This window comes from Halobacillus sp. B23F22_1 (assembly GCF_043497005.1).
Taxonomy (GTDB): domain Bacteria; phylum Bacillota; class Bacilli; order Bacillales; family Halobacillaceae; genus Halobacillus_A.
Genome location: NZ_JBIEKE010000001.1, coordinates 882,363 through 900,474, shown reverse-complemented (window position 1 = coordinate 900,474; position 18,112 = coordinate 882,363). Strand labels below are relative to the sequence as shown.

At 42.6% G+C, this 18,112-nt stretch carries 20 protein-coding genes; 2 read left to right on the top strand and 18 right to left on the bottom strand.

The genetic code is table 11. The features are described from left to right. Positions 1 to 183 precede the first annotated feature (183 nt). Complete coding sequence (locus tag ACGTNH_RS04605) at positions 184 to 1,584, bottom strand: aminotransferase-like domain-containing protein (RefSeq protein WP_394585328.1); 1,401 nt, start codon at positions 1,582 to 1,584, stop codon at positions 184 to 186. Between the two features lie 210 nt (positions 1,585 to 1,794). Here ACGTNH_RS04605 and ACGTNH_RS04600 point away from each other — a divergent pair, with 210 nt between their 5' ends. Together ACGTNH_RS04600 and ACGTNH_RS04595 are read left to right on the top strand one after the other, a co-directional pair. Beyond that, positions 1,795 to 2,508 (top strand): AzlC family ABC transporter permease, encoded by a 714-nt coding sequence (locus tag ACGTNH_RS04600; protein ID WP_394585326.1) that lies wholly within the window; start codon positions 1,795 to 1,797, stop codon positions 2,506 to 2,508. Then, positions 2,505 to 2,831, top strand: a complete 327-nt coding sequence (locus ACGTNH_RS04595; protein ID WP_394585324.1) for a branched-chain amino acid transporter permease — start codon at positions 2,505 to 2,507, stop codon at positions 2,829 to 2,831. The genes ACGTNH_RS04600 and ACGTNH_RS04595 overlap by 4 nt, the downstream gene beginning before the upstream one ends. A gap of 156 nt (positions 2,832 to 2,987) precedes the next feature. Here ACGTNH_RS04595 and ACGTNH_RS04590 read toward each other — a convergent pair whose 3' ends face one another. The 17 genes from ACGTNH_RS04590 to ACGTNH_RS04510 form a co-directional block, all read right to left on the bottom strand. After that, positions 2,988 to 3,632, bottom strand: a complete 645-nt coding sequence (locus ACGTNH_RS04590; RefSeq protein ID WP_394585321.1) for a uridine kinase family protein — start codon at positions 3,630 to 3,632, stop codon at positions 2,988 to 2,990. A 134-nt stretch (positions 3,633 to 3,766) separates the two neighbouring features. After that, positions 3,767 to 4,276 (bottom strand): GNAT family N-acetyltransferase, encoded by a 510-nt coding sequence (locus ACGTNH_RS04585; protein WP_394585319.1) that lies wholly within the window; start codon positions 4,274 to 4,276, stop codon positions 3,767 to 3,769. Between the two features lie 70 nt (positions 4,277 to 4,346). Further along, a complete protein-coding gene (locus ACGTNH_RS04580; protein ID WP_394585318.1) occupies positions 4,347 to 4,646 on the bottom strand; it encodes a TIGR04104 family putative zinc finger protein in 300 nt (99 codons plus the stop codon). Between the two features lie 460 nt (positions 4,647 to 5,106). Beyond that, positions 5,107 to 6,390: a TRAP transporter large permease gene (locus ACGTNH_RS04575; protein WP_394585316.1), complete on the bottom strand. Its 1,284-nt coding sequence runs from the start codon at positions 6,388 to 6,390 to the stop codon at positions 5,107 to 5,109. Then, positions 6,387 to 6,881 carry a TRAP transporter small permease gene (locus ACGTNH_RS04570; protein ID WP_394585314.1) on the bottom strand — a complete coding sequence of 165 codons (495 nt, stop codon included), beginning with the start codon at positions 6,879 to 6,881 and terminating at the stop codon, positions 6,387 to 6,389. The genes ACGTNH_RS04575 and ACGTNH_RS04570 overlap by 4 nt, the downstream gene beginning before the upstream one ends. Positions 6,882 to 6,939: 58 nt before the next feature. Beyond that, a complete protein-coding gene (locus ACGTNH_RS04565; RefSeq protein ID WP_394585311.1) occupies positions 6,940 to 7,953 on the bottom strand; it encodes a DctP family TRAP transporter solute-binding subunit in 1,014 nt (337 codons plus the stop codon). 18 nt (positions 7,954 to 7,971) lie between these two features. Next, positions 7,972 to 8,616, bottom strand: a complete 645-nt coding sequence (locus tag ACGTNH_RS04560; RefSeq protein WP_394585309.1) for a GntR family transcriptional regulator — start codon at positions 8,614 to 8,616, stop codon at positions 7,972 to 7,974. Positions 8,617 to 9,366: 750 nt separating this feature from the next. Beyond that, complete coding sequence (locus ACGTNH_RS04555) at positions 9,367 to 9,537, bottom strand: DUF1427 family protein (RefSeq protein WP_394585307.1); 171 nt, start codon at positions 9,535 to 9,537, stop codon at positions 9,367 to 9,369. 21 nt (positions 9,538 to 9,558) lie between these two features. Further along, positions 9,559 to 10,638 carry an S-methyl-5-thioribose-1-phosphate isomerase gene (gene mtnA, locus ACGTNH_RS04550; protein WP_394585306.1) on the bottom strand — a complete coding sequence of 360 codons (1,080 nt, stop codon included), beginning with the start codon at positions 10,636 to 10,638 and terminating at the stop codon, positions 9,559 to 9,561. Between the two features lie 16 nt (positions 10,639 to 10,654). Next, positions 10,655 to 11,257, bottom strand: coding sequence for a class II aldolase/adducin family protein (locus tag ACGTNH_RS04545; protein ID WP_394585303.1), 603 nt, complete (start codon positions 11,255 to 11,257; stop codon positions 10,655 to 10,657). Beyond that, entirely contained in the window at positions 11,254 to 12,699 is a 1,446-nt protein-coding gene (locus tag ACGTNH_RS04540) for an amidohydrolase family protein (protein ID WP_394585302.1), read from the bottom strand. The genes ACGTNH_RS04545 and ACGTNH_RS04540 overlap by 4 nt, the downstream gene beginning before the upstream one ends. Position 12,700: 1 nt before the next feature. After that, the gene (locus ACGTNH_RS04535; RefSeq protein WP_394585300.1) at positions 12,701 to 13,501 is read right to left on the bottom strand and encodes an MTAP family purine nucleoside phosphorylase; all 801 of its coding nucleotides are present in this window, start codon (positions 13,499 to 13,501) and stop codon (positions 12,701 to 12,703) included. After that, positions 13,498 to 14,379, bottom strand: coding sequence for a nucleoside phosphorylase (locus ACGTNH_RS04530; RefSeq protein WP_394585299.1), 882 nt, complete (start codon positions 14,377 to 14,379; stop codon positions 13,498 to 13,500). The genes ACGTNH_RS04535 and ACGTNH_RS04530 overlap by 4 nt, the downstream gene beginning before the upstream one ends. After that, positions 14,363 to 15,220, bottom strand: coding sequence for an energy-coupling factor ABC transporter ATP-binding protein (locus ACGTNH_RS04525; protein WP_394585298.1), 858 nt, complete (start codon positions 15,218 to 15,220; stop codon positions 14,363 to 14,365). The genes ACGTNH_RS04530 and ACGTNH_RS04525 overlap by 17 nt, the downstream gene beginning before the upstream one ends. A 20-nt stretch (positions 15,221 to 15,240) precedes the next feature. Further along, a complete protein-coding gene (locus ACGTNH_RS04520) occupies positions 15,241 to 16,023 on the bottom strand; it encodes an energy-coupling factor ABC transporter ATP-binding protein (protein ID WP_394585296.1) in 783 nt (260 codons plus the stop codon). A 65-nt stretch (positions 16,024 to 16,088) separates the two neighbouring features. Next, positions 16,089 to 16,982, bottom strand: a complete 894-nt coding sequence (locus tag ACGTNH_RS04515) for an energy-coupling factor transporter transmembrane component T family protein (RefSeq protein WP_394585294.1) — start codon at positions 16,980 to 16,982, stop codon at positions 16,089 to 16,091. A 21-nt stretch (positions 16,983 to 17,003) separates the two neighbouring features. Next, positions 17,004 to 18,041, bottom strand: coding sequence for a LacI family DNA-binding transcriptional regulator (locus ACGTNH_RS04510; protein WP_394585292.1), 1,038 nt, complete (start codon positions 18,039 to 18,041; stop codon positions 17,004 to 17,006). Positions 18,042 to 18,112: the final 71 nt, after the last annotated feature.

Genomic DNA, 18,112 nt, shown 5'->3' with positions numbered 1-18,112 from the left:
AGCACAAATAATTTATAAGCGCTTTAAATAAACTACTCAATTAACACAATAGGCGATAGCTAATGTGCAGCTATCGCCCCCGTTTATATAAAACTCAGCTTCAAGATAAACTTAAAAAAGCAATATCTTGCGCCCTCTAGTTTTACTTAGCAAGTATAAGGTAAGTAAGATAATTCAAATAAACTAATTCAGATGGTCGAGGTGGATTCTAAGTCTATCTAAACCCTCATTCAATTCTTCAAAGGAATTTGTGGCAGCCATAGAAATTCTCAGATACTTATTAGTGGAAGATTGTCCACCACTGATAAATCGATCCGAATGAAGAACATAAACTTGCTTCTTTTTTATTTCTTCCTCAACTTGAAGGCCGGGTGCTTTACTGTTAATGGGCAGCCAACGAAAATAGCTTAACGGGTTTTCGTATTCATTACTTATAGGAAAGTAGGAGTTATATATTTTATTCGCTTCCTGTAGTAAGGACTTTTTTTGTTTGAAAATAGAATGAGCTTTTCCTGTAAGAACCAGTTGTGAAACAACCTCTATATCAAGAGAAGAAGGCTTTGTATTTATATTATAAATTCCTTCGATTATTTTTTTAGACAGACTATCTCCAAATATCATGTAGGCTACCCTAAGGCCAGAGCATATGCTCTTCGAGGTACTGTTAATATAAACGGTTTGCTCTGGCAGCAGATTAAACATCGGCTGTTTGTAGTCATACGATTTGTCGGCAATGAATAAGGCGTTAATTTCGTCCTCTATGAGAAGGATACGGTGCTTTTTAATGATTTCAGCTAGCTCTCTTTTTCTGCTATTCGAAACCATATGTGCTGTAGGATTACAACCGGATGGCATTAAAAAAACTCCATGGATATTTGTTTTAGAACATATTTTATCGAGCTCAGCTGCTGACATCCCATTCGTATCTGCTTGGATAGGGATCAATTGGATATGATACATCTGGGCCAATTGAATGAAATTTGCGTACGTAAAAAAGTCTGTGGCAATACGATTTCCCGGCTCAAAAAGACTGGATAGAGCTATGGCTAAAGCACTCTGCGCTCCGGATACTATTGCCAATTGATTTGTATTCGCTTCAATATTCAGGGGTTTTAACCACTTTAGTGCTGCCTTTTTATGGTGAGGTAATCCAGCTGGGTTATTATAATTGAGGAGTTCTTCCACACTTTTCTGTGCTGCCACCTCTCTTATAGTATCTACCACCATAAAGTTTGTTTGTTCAAAGGTAGCCCCAAAAGCAAGGTCGATATCTGTATAGCCAGCCTCTTTCGATATCGTTATAGTCCTCGCAGCGTTAGGGGATATAAACGTGCCTTTTCCTGTAATCGCAAAAATTAATCCCTTCTTTTCACACAGTTTATACGCACGCGTAATCGTCGTGAAGTTGATATCAAGAAAATCAGCAAGTTCACGCTGAGGAGGAAGTTTAGTACCAGGAGTTAAATGTCCACTAATGATGTCTTTTTCTAACAAATTGGCTAAGGAAAGATAGATAGGCCGTGTTAAGGAGGACTTGTCTGGTCTCCAAGACATAGGATATTGATCGAATGAATTTACTGGCATAAATTACACCCCCACCCTACATACAATTAATTCAATTGTATGTTTTTGTTATTGAATATCTTACTATCTCTTCATTAAAAGCACAAATTCTTAACTTTAGATTTACTTTTGAAGCTGATTTTTTATTGTAATACATACAATTATTGTGTTTGTTGCAAATGTTACCCGTGTTATAAATGAATAAAGGCAATGCTAAGGGAAGTGAGAAAAATGAAAAGGAAAGATAGGTTTTATTTGGCCTTTAAAGCAGCTTTTCCAAAAACTTTACCTATATTAACAGGCTTTATGTTTGTAGGAACGGCTTATGGAATATTCATGCAATCATTAGGCTTTCACCCATTATACGCCACCTTGATGAGTTTTTTTATATTTGCAGGATCTATGGAATTTGTAGCAGGTCATTTGCTGCTTGGGGCATTTAATCCATTAAATGCCGCTTTCTTAACGCTTATATTAAACTCCCGTCATTTGTTTTATGGGATCTCTCTTTTAGATAAATACAACGCGACGGGTGCTAAGAAATATTATTTGATCTATGGAATGTGTGATGAATCGTTTGCCATAAACAGTACAGCCAAGATCCCTGACCACATTGACAAAGGATGGTTTATGTTTTTTGTGACCATCCTCAACCATTTTTATTGGGTACTCGGAGCAACAATCGGTGGTTTATTTGGCTCTTATCTTAAGTTTAATACAGAAGGTCTGGAGTTTGTGATGACGGCATTGTTTACCGTTATCTTTTTAGAACAGTGGATGCACGAGGAAAATCACCAAAGTTCTATTGTAGGAATAGGAGGTTCCCTCTTATGTCTAATACTATTAGGACCCAGTCATTTCATTTTGCCATCATTGATAGTTATTTTAAGTATGCTTGTCCTTATGAAAAAAAGTCCAAAGATAAGAGAGGTCCTTGAACAATGACAATGTCACAAGAAATTGTAATTTTAGGAATCATTGTTTTAATGACCATGGTTACAAGATTCCTTCCTTTTATTATTTTCTCATCCAATAAACCTACCCCTGATTATGTTCAGTATCTTGGAAAAGTTTTACCATCAGCCATTTTTGGTTTTTTAGTCATTTATTGCTTAAGAGATGTAACATTTTTTTCAGGTACTCACGGAATTCCAGAGATCATATCCTTAACTCTTACAGTCATGATTCATTTCTGGAGGAATAATATGCTTCTATCCATTGCGGTTGGCACAATCTCTTATATGGTATTAATACAATTGCTTTATTAATAGGTCTAAAATCATTTTTAAAAAGAGTCTTCACCTAACTTACCCCAAGAATATCTAAAGTAGGCGAACCTTATTGTTAAGGATTCGCCCCCAATTCAGGAAGACTTGAATTCGAGACATCTTGGGTAGATTCCAAACCATCGCGCCTCCAATATGTTAATATAAATCACATTTTTCTAGAAAAAACTCTTCATCGGAATTTTTTATAACAACATCAAAATTTTTATAGTAGGGATGCATAAATAATTCATATTGAATTCTACGCTCTTCATGAGATTGCCTTAAGAAATTTATATCCATTCCTCTCTCAGTCACATCACGAGAAGATCGTCTTCTAAATTCTGTTTCTCCATCCGTATATAAGTACACTGTTAAATCAAACAACTCTGGATTAGCAAATGCAACACTCATACCTTCTATAAAATATAACTTATTTTGCGAAGAAATTAATTGACTCTTCTTATAGTGGGTACCTATTGTATAAATATCCATCCCATCTCTAAGCATATGTATGTCTCTCTCTAAGGCTGATATATTATGGGCGCCTGGGTGACAAGCTGTCATTTTATAATGATGATTTTCATTTTTATATTCGTAATTTATAGTAGCGTACTTCCTAATATTAGATGAGCCAATAATGTACGGGTCTGTATTAATATAGTTCACATCATTTTGTCCTAATTGTTTTATAAGATTGTTTGCAAATGTTGTCTTTCCTGAAGCCCCATGACCAGAAATACCAATAATAATTTTTTCTTTACTGCAAACCAAATCAGCTATCTTATGCAATACTTTGTCCATGATCCCCCACCTTTATGTTAGTTTGATAACTCTCTTAAGGAAACCTACCCGTTAACAAAAAGGCGGTCCTACTGAATGAGAATCGCCCCAGATTGCTCAAGACTTAGATTGGAGATAACTTCGGATAATAGTACTCAAACTAGTTTGTACATAAGAACATCATCAACGTATTTATTTTCACCTAACTTTATTTCTTTTTTCTTTCGACCTTCCTCTATAAAGCCCATTCCCTTATAAAGGTCTATTGCTCTTTTATTTGTTGAAAAAACTCCTAAACTCACTTTCTCAATACAGGGGTGCTCTTCTGTCCAAAGTAATAGCTTTTTAATTAGTCTTGCACCTATCCCTAGACCTCTAAAGTCTTTATGTAACATCATTCCAAATGAACCTGTATGTGATAATCTTTGGCGGTCTGGTGATTGAAATGCTATCCACCCAACTACTTCTTTATCTATTTCAGCAACAAATAAAGTTTCTCTTTCATTTTCTAATAACCTCTGAATCGAATCTCTTTGTTGTTCTATAGTTTTATTAAACTCTTCTGGTACTGAAATCAAATATTCGTCTTCAGTAATTACATCCCTTTGAAGGTTTAAGATCGTTTTCGCATCGTTCAATTCACCTGTTCTAATAATAACTTTCATAGTCTCCTCCCTTAACCTTGTGACTTATTGTCTCTATTCTTTTTATTACTTCATTTCTTTTGATAACACCTTACCAAAGGGGATGCTCTTCATTAGACAATTCTAATACACGCGGAAATAAAAGTAAGCAAAGGAATTCAGCAGCTACAAAAATAATCAACGCAATACCAATAGGAACTTCAAAACCTACAACAAAAGGTAACATTAGTAATGGAATCATTGTTATTAAAGATACTTTTCTCATAGTTTTCTGTGTTTGGAACTGTTTTTCCCCACAGTATTGGCATTTAGCTCCATTATAAAATTGAAATGATTTTTTAATAGATTCTGACCACGTCCATTGACTTCCACAGTTCTGGCATACCGGCATTTAAAAACACCTCCTGTTTCGAATATTAATGATTAATATTACGCACTTCAGTTTATGCTAAATGTTTTTAAAGGTCTAAATCAACTCAATATTATGTACGATTAAACTCCAAGTTGAGTTTCAAAACCCTCCAATATCTCGAAACTGAGTCTTCCACAATCCTGCCCTTATCTTTAAGACTCAGTTTCGAGATATACCCACTTTCACCCCCAAATCTGCAACTAAATCTGTATTAGAGAATTGTTGTCATGAATAGGGTAGATTCCTCTAAGTAAGGAGTTCTTATAGTGAAACTTATTTGCTACTAATCGCATCTAAGAAAATGAGGTCCTCCACTAAGGGGATGTTTTTTCTTATGAATGATCTTAAGAGACCCATAGTTGACGATAACCTGGATCAATTTAAGTCATACAAAAAAAGCCTTACAGAGAACCATTCCTCTGAAAGACTTTCCCGAAAACTATCGATACATTTCCGTCAGCCACATCGACAACGCAGGTACATACGTAATAATAAGCAAAGCGAAAATCATGGCCACTAAAAACGGAATGACGCCTACGACGATTTTTTCGAATTTCACTTTTCCGACGGTGGAGGCGACAAACAGGTTGACGCCTACAGGCGGGGTGACAAATCCGATCGCCAGGTTGGCTACTAAAATGACACCAAAATGGACAGGATCAATGCCGAACTCTGTGACGATCGGCAGCAGTACAGGTGTCAAAATCACAACAGCTGATATCGTATCAATGAACATACCGACGAGCAGGAGCAACAGGTTAATGACAATCAATATGAAGATCGGATTTGTCGTCAATCCCGTCAGGTAACTTGATATTTGATCCGGTATGTGGACGAGTGTCATGAAATAGGCAAAGGAAACGGACAGGCAGATAATGATCATCGTTGTTGAATTGATGATGATCGTTTGGATGAACGAGTCATAAACGGTCTTCCATGTCAGTTCTTTGTAAATAAAAGCTCCGATAATAAGAGCGTAGACGACAGATACGACTGCCGCTTCTGTCGGAGAGAAGATACCGCCATAAATTCCGCCTAAAATGATTACTGGAATAAACAGCGCCCACTTCGCATCGTTTAGGGCGCGAACCACTTCTTTGCCGGTCGTCTTGGAGCCGTCTTCCGGGCGGTAGTTATTTTTCACAGAAATGATATAGGCGGTTACCATTAATAGTACGGCGATAAGCATCCCCGGGATTATCCCTGCGATAAACATATCGCCGACCGATACGTTCGCAGTCACGCCGTAGATAACAAACGGGATACTCGGCGGAATGATAACTCCGATTGAACCTGCTGCAGCCGGTACACTGGCAGCAAAGCCAGGTTTATAATTTTTGGCGATCATCGCTGGGATCATGAAGCCGCCAATGGCGGCAACGGTTGCGGGTCCTGATCCTGAAATCGCTGCGAAAAACATACAGGCGACGATTGTAACCATCGACAATCCGCCGGTCATCCAGCCGACCATGGAGGTTGCTAAGTGAAGCAGTCGTTTAGACACGCCGCCTTTCCCCATCAATATGCCGGCAAGCATGAAGAAGGGGATGGCTAATAACGGAAAAGAATCTAATGAAGTAAAGGCCTTTTGAACGATGATATCAAGAGGGAGCGTCGTTCCGAAGTAAATGGCTGTTAAAGCCGATACCCCAAGAGATATCGCGATTGGTACTCCGATAAGCAAACAGACGAGCAGCGTTCCAAATAAGAGAAGGACACTCATGTGGCAATCCCCTCACTTTTTGGTCTTTCATAGTTCCCTTTCCAAATCTCAATAAGCTGGAAAACTAATCGGATCGCCATCCCCAAAGATCCGATCGGTACAGCGACCATAGGAAGCCACATCGGGATCTGCATCGCAGGAGACCGCTGACCGTAGCTGATGGTGTCCATCACAAGAGCAGTTCCAAATATTGCTAAAAATAATACGAGCGAAAACCACAAAATGACGCTGATCGATTCTAGTATTTTTCTCCCTATTCCTTGAAACAGGGTAATGAACGCATCGACTCGTATATGTTCTCTCATTTTCACGGCATAGCTTGCGCCGATCCATACTTGAAAAATGTGCAAATAGCGGGCGATTTCTTCCGTCCAGCTTGGAGCGGATTGGAAAATGTACCGTCCAACAACTTGCCCAAAAATGAGGACGACCATCAGGACTAGTGTTGATACGAGTATACCTTTTTCAAAGTTTGCGAAAATCTTCGCCATGACTGTCCCACCCTATTATGTATTAAAAGGAAGGCAGCCGCCTCCCTTTTTCATGTCGTTATTCACTGGCATTTCGAACGTCTTCGAGGAGATCCGTACCAATCTCTTCTTCAAATTCTTCATACACTGGTTCCACTTCATCTTGGAAGGATTCCATCAATTCCTCAGAAGGTTCATTCACTTCCATGCCTTCTGCTTTTAATTCTTCTAGAAACTCACTATCCTGCTCTTGAGCCAGTTCCCTTTGTTCTTCGCGATATTCTTCGGAAGCTTCGACGACTAACTCCTGCAAGTCTGTGGACAGACTCTCGTAAAATTCATTGTTCATCAATAGAGCGGTCGGCGCATACACGTGGCCCGTCATTGTCAAATAGTTCTGTACTTCAAAGAACTTATTCGTATAAAACAATGAGACGGGCGCTTCCATTGCATCATAGGTCCCTTGCTGAAGGGCTGTATAAAGCTCACCGAAAGCGAAAGGTGAAGCATTCATTCCGAGGGCATTGAAGGTTGCCGTGTGAACTGAGCTTTCCAATGTACGCATTTTCAACCCCTGAATATCCTCCAGAGATTCCACCGGCCCCTCGTTATTCGATAGATGACGGAAACCATTTTCTGCAAAAACAAGTCCTTTGATGTTTTGTTCTGTCAGATCCTCAAGCAGTCCCTGTCCAATCTCTCCATCTAACACTTGATAAGCCTGATCATAGTCTTCAAATAAGAAAGGAAGGTCAAATACCATGAAGTCTTTATTAAAAGAAGAGATTGACGCAACCGCCGGAATCGTCATTTCCACGTTGCCTTGCTGGACCGCTTCAATTGCTTCGCGATCAGATGGATAAAGCTCCCCATTCGGGTGAAGCTCGACCGTAATTTGCCCATCTGATTCTTCTTCCACCTTCTCTTTAAAAGATTCCGCTGCAATATGAGACGATTGATCTTCCGAAACTAAGTGAGCAATACTGATCTTGTGACTTTCCCCGCCATCCTCTGAATCACCAGCGCCTGAATCCGGGCGTCCGCAAGCGGCTAACATGATCAGAGCTGCGAATAGAACCATTACCTTTTTCATATGTACTCCTCCTATGTCTTATTGTGTAATTCGTTTTACAATATTGTTCATATGTATATTCATCGCTTCGACAGCTCTCTCCACATCTCCTTCCTGTACCGCCTCCAATATGCTTTCATGCTCGTCACAAGCAGCGTCGGCACTTTGAGACAGCGTGTTCGATAGGATGATAAATGCACGATAATCCCCTGAATTCATTTGCAAAATTAAATCTTGCAGCTTCTTATTCCTATTGGCTTTTGTAAGCAATAAATGAAAATTCCGATCCAGCTCAACAAAAGTCTCGTAATCTTTTTTTGCAATCGCTTTCCTTTGATTCGATACATTAATCCGCAGTTGTTCGATGATTTCCTTAGATAAAATAGGGGTGATCGTTCGGAGGTTGTGTGTTTCCAGCAGCGTGCGGACCTCCATCAGATGTAATGAACCTTCCATCGTAAACGTAGCCACCTTGGCTGGTTTGCCATTTCGCAGGACAACGAGCCCATCCATAGAAAGACGGCGCAAAGCATCACGCAGCGGTGTTCGACTGACACCGATCTGCTTAGCCATTTTCTCTTCCCGTAATTCTTGATCAGGAGAGAGCTCACCAGAAACAATAGACTGACGCAGTAAATCGTACGTCTGCTCTGTTATCGACATCTTCTTATTGACCCTTTTCATGAATCACTCCACCCGCAAATTTCTGTATACAGTATACTGGAAATTGTATAAGAGATTAATAATTTTGTAAACTGAATTTTTAAAAAATTTAGAAATCACAAATGAATTATTGAAGAAAAAGCAAATAAACCTCGTTAATTCAAAGAGGATTCAGGCTTGAATTAAGTATAAATATGGGATAAACCAAGGTAAAAGCCTCAATAAAAAACGCGCTTGTCCCCCGGTGTGTTAAAGCATTAACCCAGCAGGGGACAAGCGCCTACTTCCTTTTCTTATAGTTTTCATCTTCCACTGTTTCTATTAACTCCAGAACCGTTTGTTTTATTTCATCTCACCAAATCTTGATAGCGCAGAAGATGGAGTAAACGAGAATTTTTTGTTTAATTATAAATATTAAATGTCTGTGATGTATCTAATCTATTTACTATGACATGCTTCTAGGGATCATTCCCCTTGCTCGGGGAGGGATAACCCAACCTTAGTTATTGTGTGGACTGGTGCTATCGTGTCTGCTCTGCTCTTTGGATTAGGCCATTATGGAGCAACGGCAGCGGCTGCAGACACGACTACTATTGACAGTACCTGACCCTCCAACAGGGCTTCAAAATCACTCCAAAATTGTTCGTTCGCCACACAACTCTCCGGAAGAGCTTCAGAAACAATGAATTCATACAAGGCCTGGTCCACGTTCAGTTTTCCGATTCGATTTGCACATATTAACTCATAAGTCCTTCCTCTTTTAACCCATCATTATTGTACTCTCATATAAAGCATTTCTATGATTTTGCCGCCGATATACACCCCTGCTACACCAAGCACACCAGCGAGAACAGGAGGGGCAGGTAAAGGAAGTTTGATCAATTTAAAAACGACGCCAATGAAGATTCCTGCAACCAATGCGAGAATAGCTTCTTTTACCATATCAGTTCCTCCTTCCCGTACTTACTGGGAGACTTTATCCGCTGCTTGGGCATTCACCTTCCTCAAGTTCGTTGAGTAAGGAGCTGTGATTACGCCTTTTTCGGTAATGATTCCGCTGATCATTACATTCGGCGTGATATCAAAGGATGGATAGAGTGCATTAGTTCCTATAGGAGCGATCGCGATGCCTTTCAAGTGGGTGACTTCGCTAGAATCACGCATTTCCACCTCTATATCGGTCCCGCTCGGTGTTTCGAAATCTATAGTATGGCTGGATGTTGCTGTATAAAACGGGATATCATGTTCTTTAGCGGCCAGTGCATGCATGTACGTGCCTACCTTATTGGCTAAATCACCATTTGCAGACACCCGATCCGATCCTACAACAACCTTATCAACCTGCCCTGTACTCATACAGAATCCTGACATGTTATCGGTGATCAACGTATGGGGAATTCCGAATTTCTTCAGTTCATACGCCGTGATCCGGGCTCCCTGCAGATAAGGCCGTGTTTCACAAGTGATGACATGGATATTCTTTCCCTGCTCGTGGGCGGTACGGATGACAGATAACGCTCTCCCTCCATAGCCGGCTCCGCCAAGGGCCCCGGAATGACAGTGGGTCATAACCGTATCCCCGTCCTCGATCAAGTCAGCCCCATGTCTGCCGAGTTCATATTCAAAGGCAAGCTGACGCTCCAGAATCTCCACAGTCTTCGCTTCCATCACACGGATTAGTGTCTGCCCTGCCCCCTTGATGGATGCCGTCATTTCATCTACCGTCTTCATCAAGTTCACAGCCGTCGGGCGTGTGCTTTTCAATAAGGCACCAGCTTCCTTTACGGATTCTGGATCGCCATCCGAGACAAGGGCCGCTAAGTACAGGCCATAGGCCCCGCAGATGCCGATCGCTCCTGAACCGCGGATCTGCATGGAACGGATCGCTTCTCCCAACTCTTCCACCGTCGCATATGTCAGAACCTCTTCAGAAAAAGGTAATTTTGTCTGATCGATGACTTTCAACGTTCCCTCTTCGAACCAGATCGGAAGTGCTAGGTTTTCTTCTTGATAACGCTGCACCAATTGTTGAATATCAGTCATGATAATCCCCCTCCCATTAGTTTGTGACCGGAACACCTGCGCGTAATTGAGTTAAAATAAAGGCCTGCTTGGCTGTTGCTTCTGTAAGATCGACGACATTGTAGGCTGCTTCAAGAGTCGGTCCGACTGAGCAGACGCCATGATCCTTCATCAACGTAATTTTGATATCCGGGTACTGGGTGAAAACGTCGGTCACATGCTGCGCAAGCTCCTTGGATCCGGATGGAGCGACGTCTGCCACTGGCACATGTCCGAGAAGTTTCCTTGCCGTCACGGTAGGAAGGGGAAGCTCTTCTCCTAAACAGGCATATCCAATCGCGTAATTGGGATGGCAGTGGACGACCGCGTTGGCGTCAGGACGGACTTTATAGACCCCGAGGTGAAAACCGATTTCTTTCGAGGGCTTTCCTTGTCCTTCGATGACCTCCCCTTCCATATTGACAACGAGTGCATCTTCCCTGCTCACTTCCCCGAGGCTGACCCCGCTTCTTTTAATAAGCACATAGTCTGTCCCTGGAATTCTTACACTGATATTTCCACCCGTCGCCTGGGTGAACCCTTTTTGATAAACCTTATGGGATACATGCTGTAGTTCTTTTTTCAATAATTCATAACTCATCTTTCATTCCTCCAGTTATAAAAATGATGGTAAAACTTTTCCACATGAACCCTTAGCAGGTCAGCGAGTTCAACAGCTTCTGCACTGTTTTCGCTGAGCGTATCTGCTCGTTCCTGCACCCGCTGGATCACTCGTTTCTCATCAAATGATGTGATCTCCTTATTTTTCATTACCCATTCTCCCCGGATCATGACGGAATCGATGGAAGAACCATTTTCATGGAAGACCAGTTGGGTAACGGCATCATGAGTATTCGCCCATGTCGTCGTGTTTTTATTGAGGAAAACAAGATCGGCGTCAAAGCCTTCCTGAATATCACCTTTTCGATTTTCATTTCCCAGTACAAGCGCCCCTTGGACAGTGGCCATTCCAAAGACTTGTGAGGCGTCCGGCCATCTTTCAGGATCCCTTTCGCACATCCGCGGCATCATGGCTGCCAGTTTCATCGTTTCAAAGAGACTGTGAGTGGTTCCACAATTGGAAGCATCGGTTCCTAATCCCACGGGCAACCCTTTTTGTAAATAATCAAAGACCGGCGCTTTTCCACTGCCCAAAATCATGTTACTTGCCGGATTATGGACAATCGATACCCCACGCTCCTGGAGAAGGTCCGTTTCCCAGTCATCCACCCATATTGCATGTGCAGCGGTGAGGCGGTTATCGAGAATGCCGGCTTGATCCAAGTGTTTAATGACCCCGCCCTCCCCATAATGGCGCCTCCCATAATCTCTTTGGATTTTCGTTTCCAAAAGGTGGGTATGAATAGGAAGATTATAGGTTCTGCTAAGTTGATCACATAACTCCAAGGCATCAGCGGAACACCTTTGGGGGGCATTCGGACCCACCGTCAGCTGGATCCGGTCCGCTTTTCCATGCCACTTGTCGATCAAGTTGCTGTAGAAATCATTCAATTCTGCTAACGATCTTGGTGGGACTTCCATTTTTCTTCTTATATCATCCGGTAATTCTAACTGAAGAAATTGATGATCAGGCACATCGTGGATCATAGGAGCAAAGGATACATGGATCCCCGATTCGAAATAGGCTTCTAAGGCGCTTTCCGATTTCGAAATATGCGGGAAGTGGTCCAAACAAGAAGTCACCCCACTACGGATCATTTCTGCTGCTCCCAGCAGAACCGCTAAATAAATATCTTCATCTGTTAAGGAATGGCCATAGGCAACTGTATATAAGGACCATAGTTCTAAAGGCAGGTCGGTTTCTGTACTTTTGAGCAAGTTGGAATAAGAGTGATAATGGGCATTCGTCATGCCAGGGATCATCAACTGCCCGCTGGCATCCACCTTTTGCATTTCAGTGCCACCGGGGTAGGAAGCAGAAGGAAAAATTTTCTCGATTTTCCCCTCCTTGATCACAAGGTCACCCGTTCTCACTGAACCTTCCCTGTCGATCCATTCCGCCTGACTGATGACAACGCTCATCTTATACCTTCGTCGCTTCTAATTTTTCAAGCTTTTCTTCACGGGCTTTTAAAGCTCTCGCATAAGCTTCGTGCGCAATCGATGGTTTGTCATCTTTCGCAAGTTCAATCGTTTTCAAGAAAAGGTCTCTGATTTTATCCTGATTATCAATGACCACATTTTTATGTGTATCAAGATCTGGCGGAACGTCCGTCGTTCCTGCCGCGAGGTCTGTAGACATCGTAACGACCGCATAAGCGATGCCCAGTTCTCTTGCCAGAATCGCTTCTGTCGCATTCGTCATGCCGACAACATCCATTCCCCATTGCTTATAAATATTAATTTCCAATGCTGTTTCGTAACGGGGGCCGTCCACACAGATGTAATTCGCTTTTGGTGTTATATCCATATTCAGCTCTTTGGCTGCCTCTAAGAACGTGGCGTTCAAGTCCGGACAGTAAGGCTGAGTGATCTCCACAGAGTATTTATCGTAAGTCGATACACGCTTCGTCGTGACATCCATAAATTGATCCAGGAGTGCAAGCGCTCCGACAGGGATATTAGGATTCAATGAACCAACGGCACACATTGCAAGCACATGATCTGTACCGAGCTGTTTCAGTGCCATGATGTTTGCCCGGTAATTGATTTGGTGGGCAAGGCTGTCATGCGATTTCCCGTGCCTCGGCAGGAAATAGATTTCTTTTCCTTCATGCTGCCCTTTATAGACAACGACATCACCATATTCTGTTGATACCTGCACTTCCTTCATGCCGTCAACTAAATTGTAAAAACCTGTGCCTCCAACGATTCCGATTTTCATAGAACACTTCCTCCTTCAACTTTATTTTGTTGCGTTAATAAGGATGGGTAAAAGTAAGGCTTCCCTGAATCTTTCTTCAACTGATCCCAGTGGCTCAGGATTTTGATGGCTTCTGTCGCCACAGCGATCGATTGTTCCACGCCTTCCCCTTTATATTCGAATTCATCTTTCACTCTGTTGGCAACTGCTGTAAAAATAGCCCCCGCTCTTAAATTGAATAAACTGCTCAAGGTCAGAACCGTTGCGGCTTCCATTTCGAAGTTGAGGACACCAGCTCGCTGCATATCGTCCATGATCGTATGCATCCAGCTCTGGTTATAATTGTTAAACCCTGGACGTCCTTGGCCACAGAAAAAGGAAGCTGCCGTGTAGCCAATGCCCACATGATAGGTCACGCCTAGTCGCTCAGCGGCCTCGATCGTCGCCATCACCACTTCCTGATTTGCAATCGCAGGGAACTTTTGGTCGACATACTGATCACTTGTCCCATCGTAGCGGACAGCACCTGCACAGATGATCAAGTCACCTGGTGAAATGTCCTCCTGCATCACCCCACATGTTCCGACACGCAGGAAGGTTTCCGCCCCTACTTCTGCGAGCTCTTCCAAAGCACTTGCCGTTGATGGACCACCCGCTCCTGTCGAGCAGGCGGATATTCCTACGCCGCCCACTTTACCCGTATAGGTCACATGTTCACGGTAAGTCGCGATATGTTCTTTCTCATCCCATAGCTCAGCCATCTGTCCCACACGTTCCGGATCCCCAGGAAGCAATACATATTTCTCCACATCACCGGGACGGCACCGAATATGATATTGTGATTGATCTGCTGATTCTGGTCGATTTGCTTTTGCTTTCCATTTAAGATCCTGAGCCAATTTGAACAGCCTCCTCTTTCTTCTCTTTGTTTTCTTTGATCCACGAAAGAATGGAATCGATCGTTAAGTACGTTTTATTTGAATCCAAATTTGATAACTCATTGGCGAAGCTTGTGATTTGCGGTGGCTGAAGGCCCGCTTCTTCCATGACACCTTTGTGGGAAAAAACGATATCCGCTTGATCATCGGCAATTTTCCTACTCTGATTCATGACGACTGTACGGCAATTCAATTCCCCGATCAGGTGCATATCGTGGGTAATCAAAACAACGATGTGTCCATGATCTTTGAACATCCTCACTAAGTCGAGGACACGTTTACAACCTTTATGGTCCTGCCCCGTCGTCGGTTCATCCAGGACGATCACTTTAGGGGAAACCGCCATGATCGATGCCATCGCCACCTCTTTCCGCTGACTTGAATTCAAATCAAATGGATTATCATCGAGGCTCTCCTCCAGTTCAAACAGCTCAATGGCTTTGTTGACTCTTTCCTCGATCTCACTTTCAGACATTTTCAAATTGGTACAGCCATATTCCAACTCTTTCCTCACTGAAGGAAGAAACGTCTGGTGATTCGGATTTTGGAAGACATACCCGACTAAGCTTGAGAGCTTGGATATTTTCTCCTTCTTCGTGTTTAACCCACCTACGGTGATTTCACCTTTGGTCGGGGTTAACAGCCCGTTGAAGTGCTTCACGAGCGTCGTCTTTCCTGAGCCATTACTACCAAGAATCGCGACGACTTCTCCTTCATAAATATCGAGATTGATATCTTTGATCGCTGTCACACCGTTCGGGTAAACATGAGAGACATTTTTCACAGACATATATGGTTGCATCGTTTCTGCCCCCTCAAACGTTATTTGTTTGCGCTTTCATAAGATTGAACAGCTTTTTCGAGTGTTGTCGCAAGCGCTGCATCCCCATTGTACGCTTTATTGTACTGTGATAAGAATTCGGTCACTTGCGGGGCGTGTAAGGTCAATTCATGCAAGCGGTCGATTTCTGTAAAAACTTCTTCCGTCGTGCCGAACATTTGAACTTCGCCCTCGTCCAAAACTAAGACCTTATCACAATAGGCGGCGATTCTCTCTACCTCATGATCGATGATGATTCCTGTCATTCCATAGGCTTTTAGATTCTTCAACACATCGTAGACTTCATTCTTCCCTTTTGGATCAAGCATGGATGTCGGCTCGTCCATAATCATGATGGTCGGTCTCATCGCTAAGACTGCCGCAATCGCGAGACGCTGTTGCTGCCCACCGGATAAGGCAAGCGGGCTGCGTTCTTCGAAACCTTCCAAGCCGACTTGAGAGAGTGCATCTTTAATGCGGATAAGCATTTCATCCCGCGGGACGCCCAGGTTCCCCATACCAAAGGCGATTTCTTCTTCAATCGTCATCTGGCTCAATTGATTCTCAGGTTCCTGAAAAACAAAGCCGACATGTTCAGACATCGCAGCCACATTACTTTCGTGGACATTCATGCCTTTGACTTTGATTTCCCCTTCCATCTCTCCTTGGATCACTTGAGGCACAAGGCCATTCACACACATAGCTAATGTTGATTTTCCAGCACCTGTAGGACCGATGATGCCGAGGATTTCACCATAGTCGATGGAAAAGTTGATATTCTTCAAGACGGATTCTTCCGTATCAGGGTACTCAAATGTGAGATTTTTGACTTCGATCGCTTGTTCAGGCATCAATTCACACCTCCGAATTTCCCTTGGACTCTTTTGACCAGGAACTTAATGAGCATAAGCCCGCATACGACCCAAGTTCCAATAAGGGAATAGGTTAATAGAGCGTCTGTTGTCCATTGCAAGGATCCCGTCATGAACAACTTCAAGTATATTTCAAAGACCAGTACAGCAAGCATCCCAAGGAGGAAAGAATAATCGAGGGATCCAATATTCGTCTCGCGGAGGCTTGTTTTGTTTCCTTTTCTACTAAAGGCTCTGCATTCAAGAACGTAAGAAAGTTGGTGCACTTTCATAAATGTAATGATAAACAATGGAGCAAACATGGGGACTAAATTCTTCACACGTTGAATAATGTTTCCTTTCACATCGAGACATCTCGCCTGCTGGGCCTCCATAACGATTTTCGCTTCACGGGCTATGATCGGGATGATCTGGAAGGTTGATAATAAGATAAACGCAAAAGAATGAGGGACTTTCCATTTCACAAGTGCTGAAGCCATGTCAGATGGGTGGGTCGTCATGACGAAGAGAACAGCACCTGTACCGATAACCAGAATTCTGAAAGACATCACAGACGCATAAACCATAGACTCATACTTAAAAGTCAAGCCTCCAAAAATTTCAAATACTGGTGTGACACCTATCGGATTATAGATTCCATGAACGGTCATGATGAGGACAGCAAAGAGCAGCAGGAATTGAATGGAAATCAAATAGGGCTTTACGAGTTTCGCTATAACGACGAGCGGAAAAAGAGCAACCAACAATAAGAGTTGGAGGGCCGGCTCATTCATAATAAATGAACTGGCAACGACAAATGCTACAAAAATCATTTTCGTCCTTGGGTCCAAGCTGTGAATCAAACTATCTTTGGGCAGGTACAAACTATTCACGCTTTTTCCTCCTTCATAAAGTTAGGATGGGTATTTCTGTACGAGATGGTTATCATTTAACACTGTTGTTGATCCCCGTTCGATCAGCGTCGGCTGAAAAGTGATCGTTTCCTTGAAATTCTTGCCTTCCGTTATGATTTTGACAACCAATTCAACGGTCTTCTCTCCCATATCCGCCGTTGGGGTTTGGATCGTCGTCAATTCAGGAGCCACAATTTCCGCGAATTGAGAGTCGTCAAAACCGATTACAGAAAGTTCCTCCGGAATAGAAATGTCCAGTTCCCTTGCTGCCTTGTAAACCCCGACCGCAATGGCATCATTTCCTGCGAAGATGGCTGTGGGCCGGTCAGGAAGGGCCAACAATTCTTTCCCTTTGTGGTACCCGCTATGGATTTTGAATTCATCCAACCGCACATAATGATCTGTGGGTTGAAGACTATGATCTTCAAGCGCTTTACAATAACCTTTATACCTTTCCACCGTGGCATAAGAATCTTTCTGTCCACCAATATAGCCAATCCTCTGATGCCCATACTCTAAAAGGTGCTCGGTGGCTTGATAGCCTCCTTCAAAGTTATCCACCAGGACTTCATCTAACTTGACGTTTTCCACTTGGCTTCCTAATAAAATCATTGGGAGATCGGGCCGGTTCTTCATGACCTCTTTGATGTTCCTATCATTTATTTCAGGTGTGGAAAAAATGATGCCATCAATGCCTTTTCTCAACAGAAAATTCAGGTATTCCGCTTCTTTTTCCAAATCATTGTCCGTATTACATAAGATCACGTTAAAGCCATGTTGATGAGCCTGATCCTCAATGGCCCGCGTCAATTCTCCATAGAAGATGTTTTTAATATCTGGAATGATCAACCCGAGGGTCGAGGTTTTTTTCTTAATCATGGCCGTTGCAACCATGCTCTTCTGAAACTTTAGTTCTTCTACCGCTTTATACACTTTTTCCCTCGTGCTTCCGCTGCAGTATCCACTATTATTCAACACTCTCGAAACCGTGGAGATGGATACGTTTGCCGCTTTAGCTACATCTTTGATCGTAGTCATTGTCACCACTTCCTATCATTATGGAAACGTTTTTATGCAAATAGATAAAAAATTAGCTTCAACCTCTTACA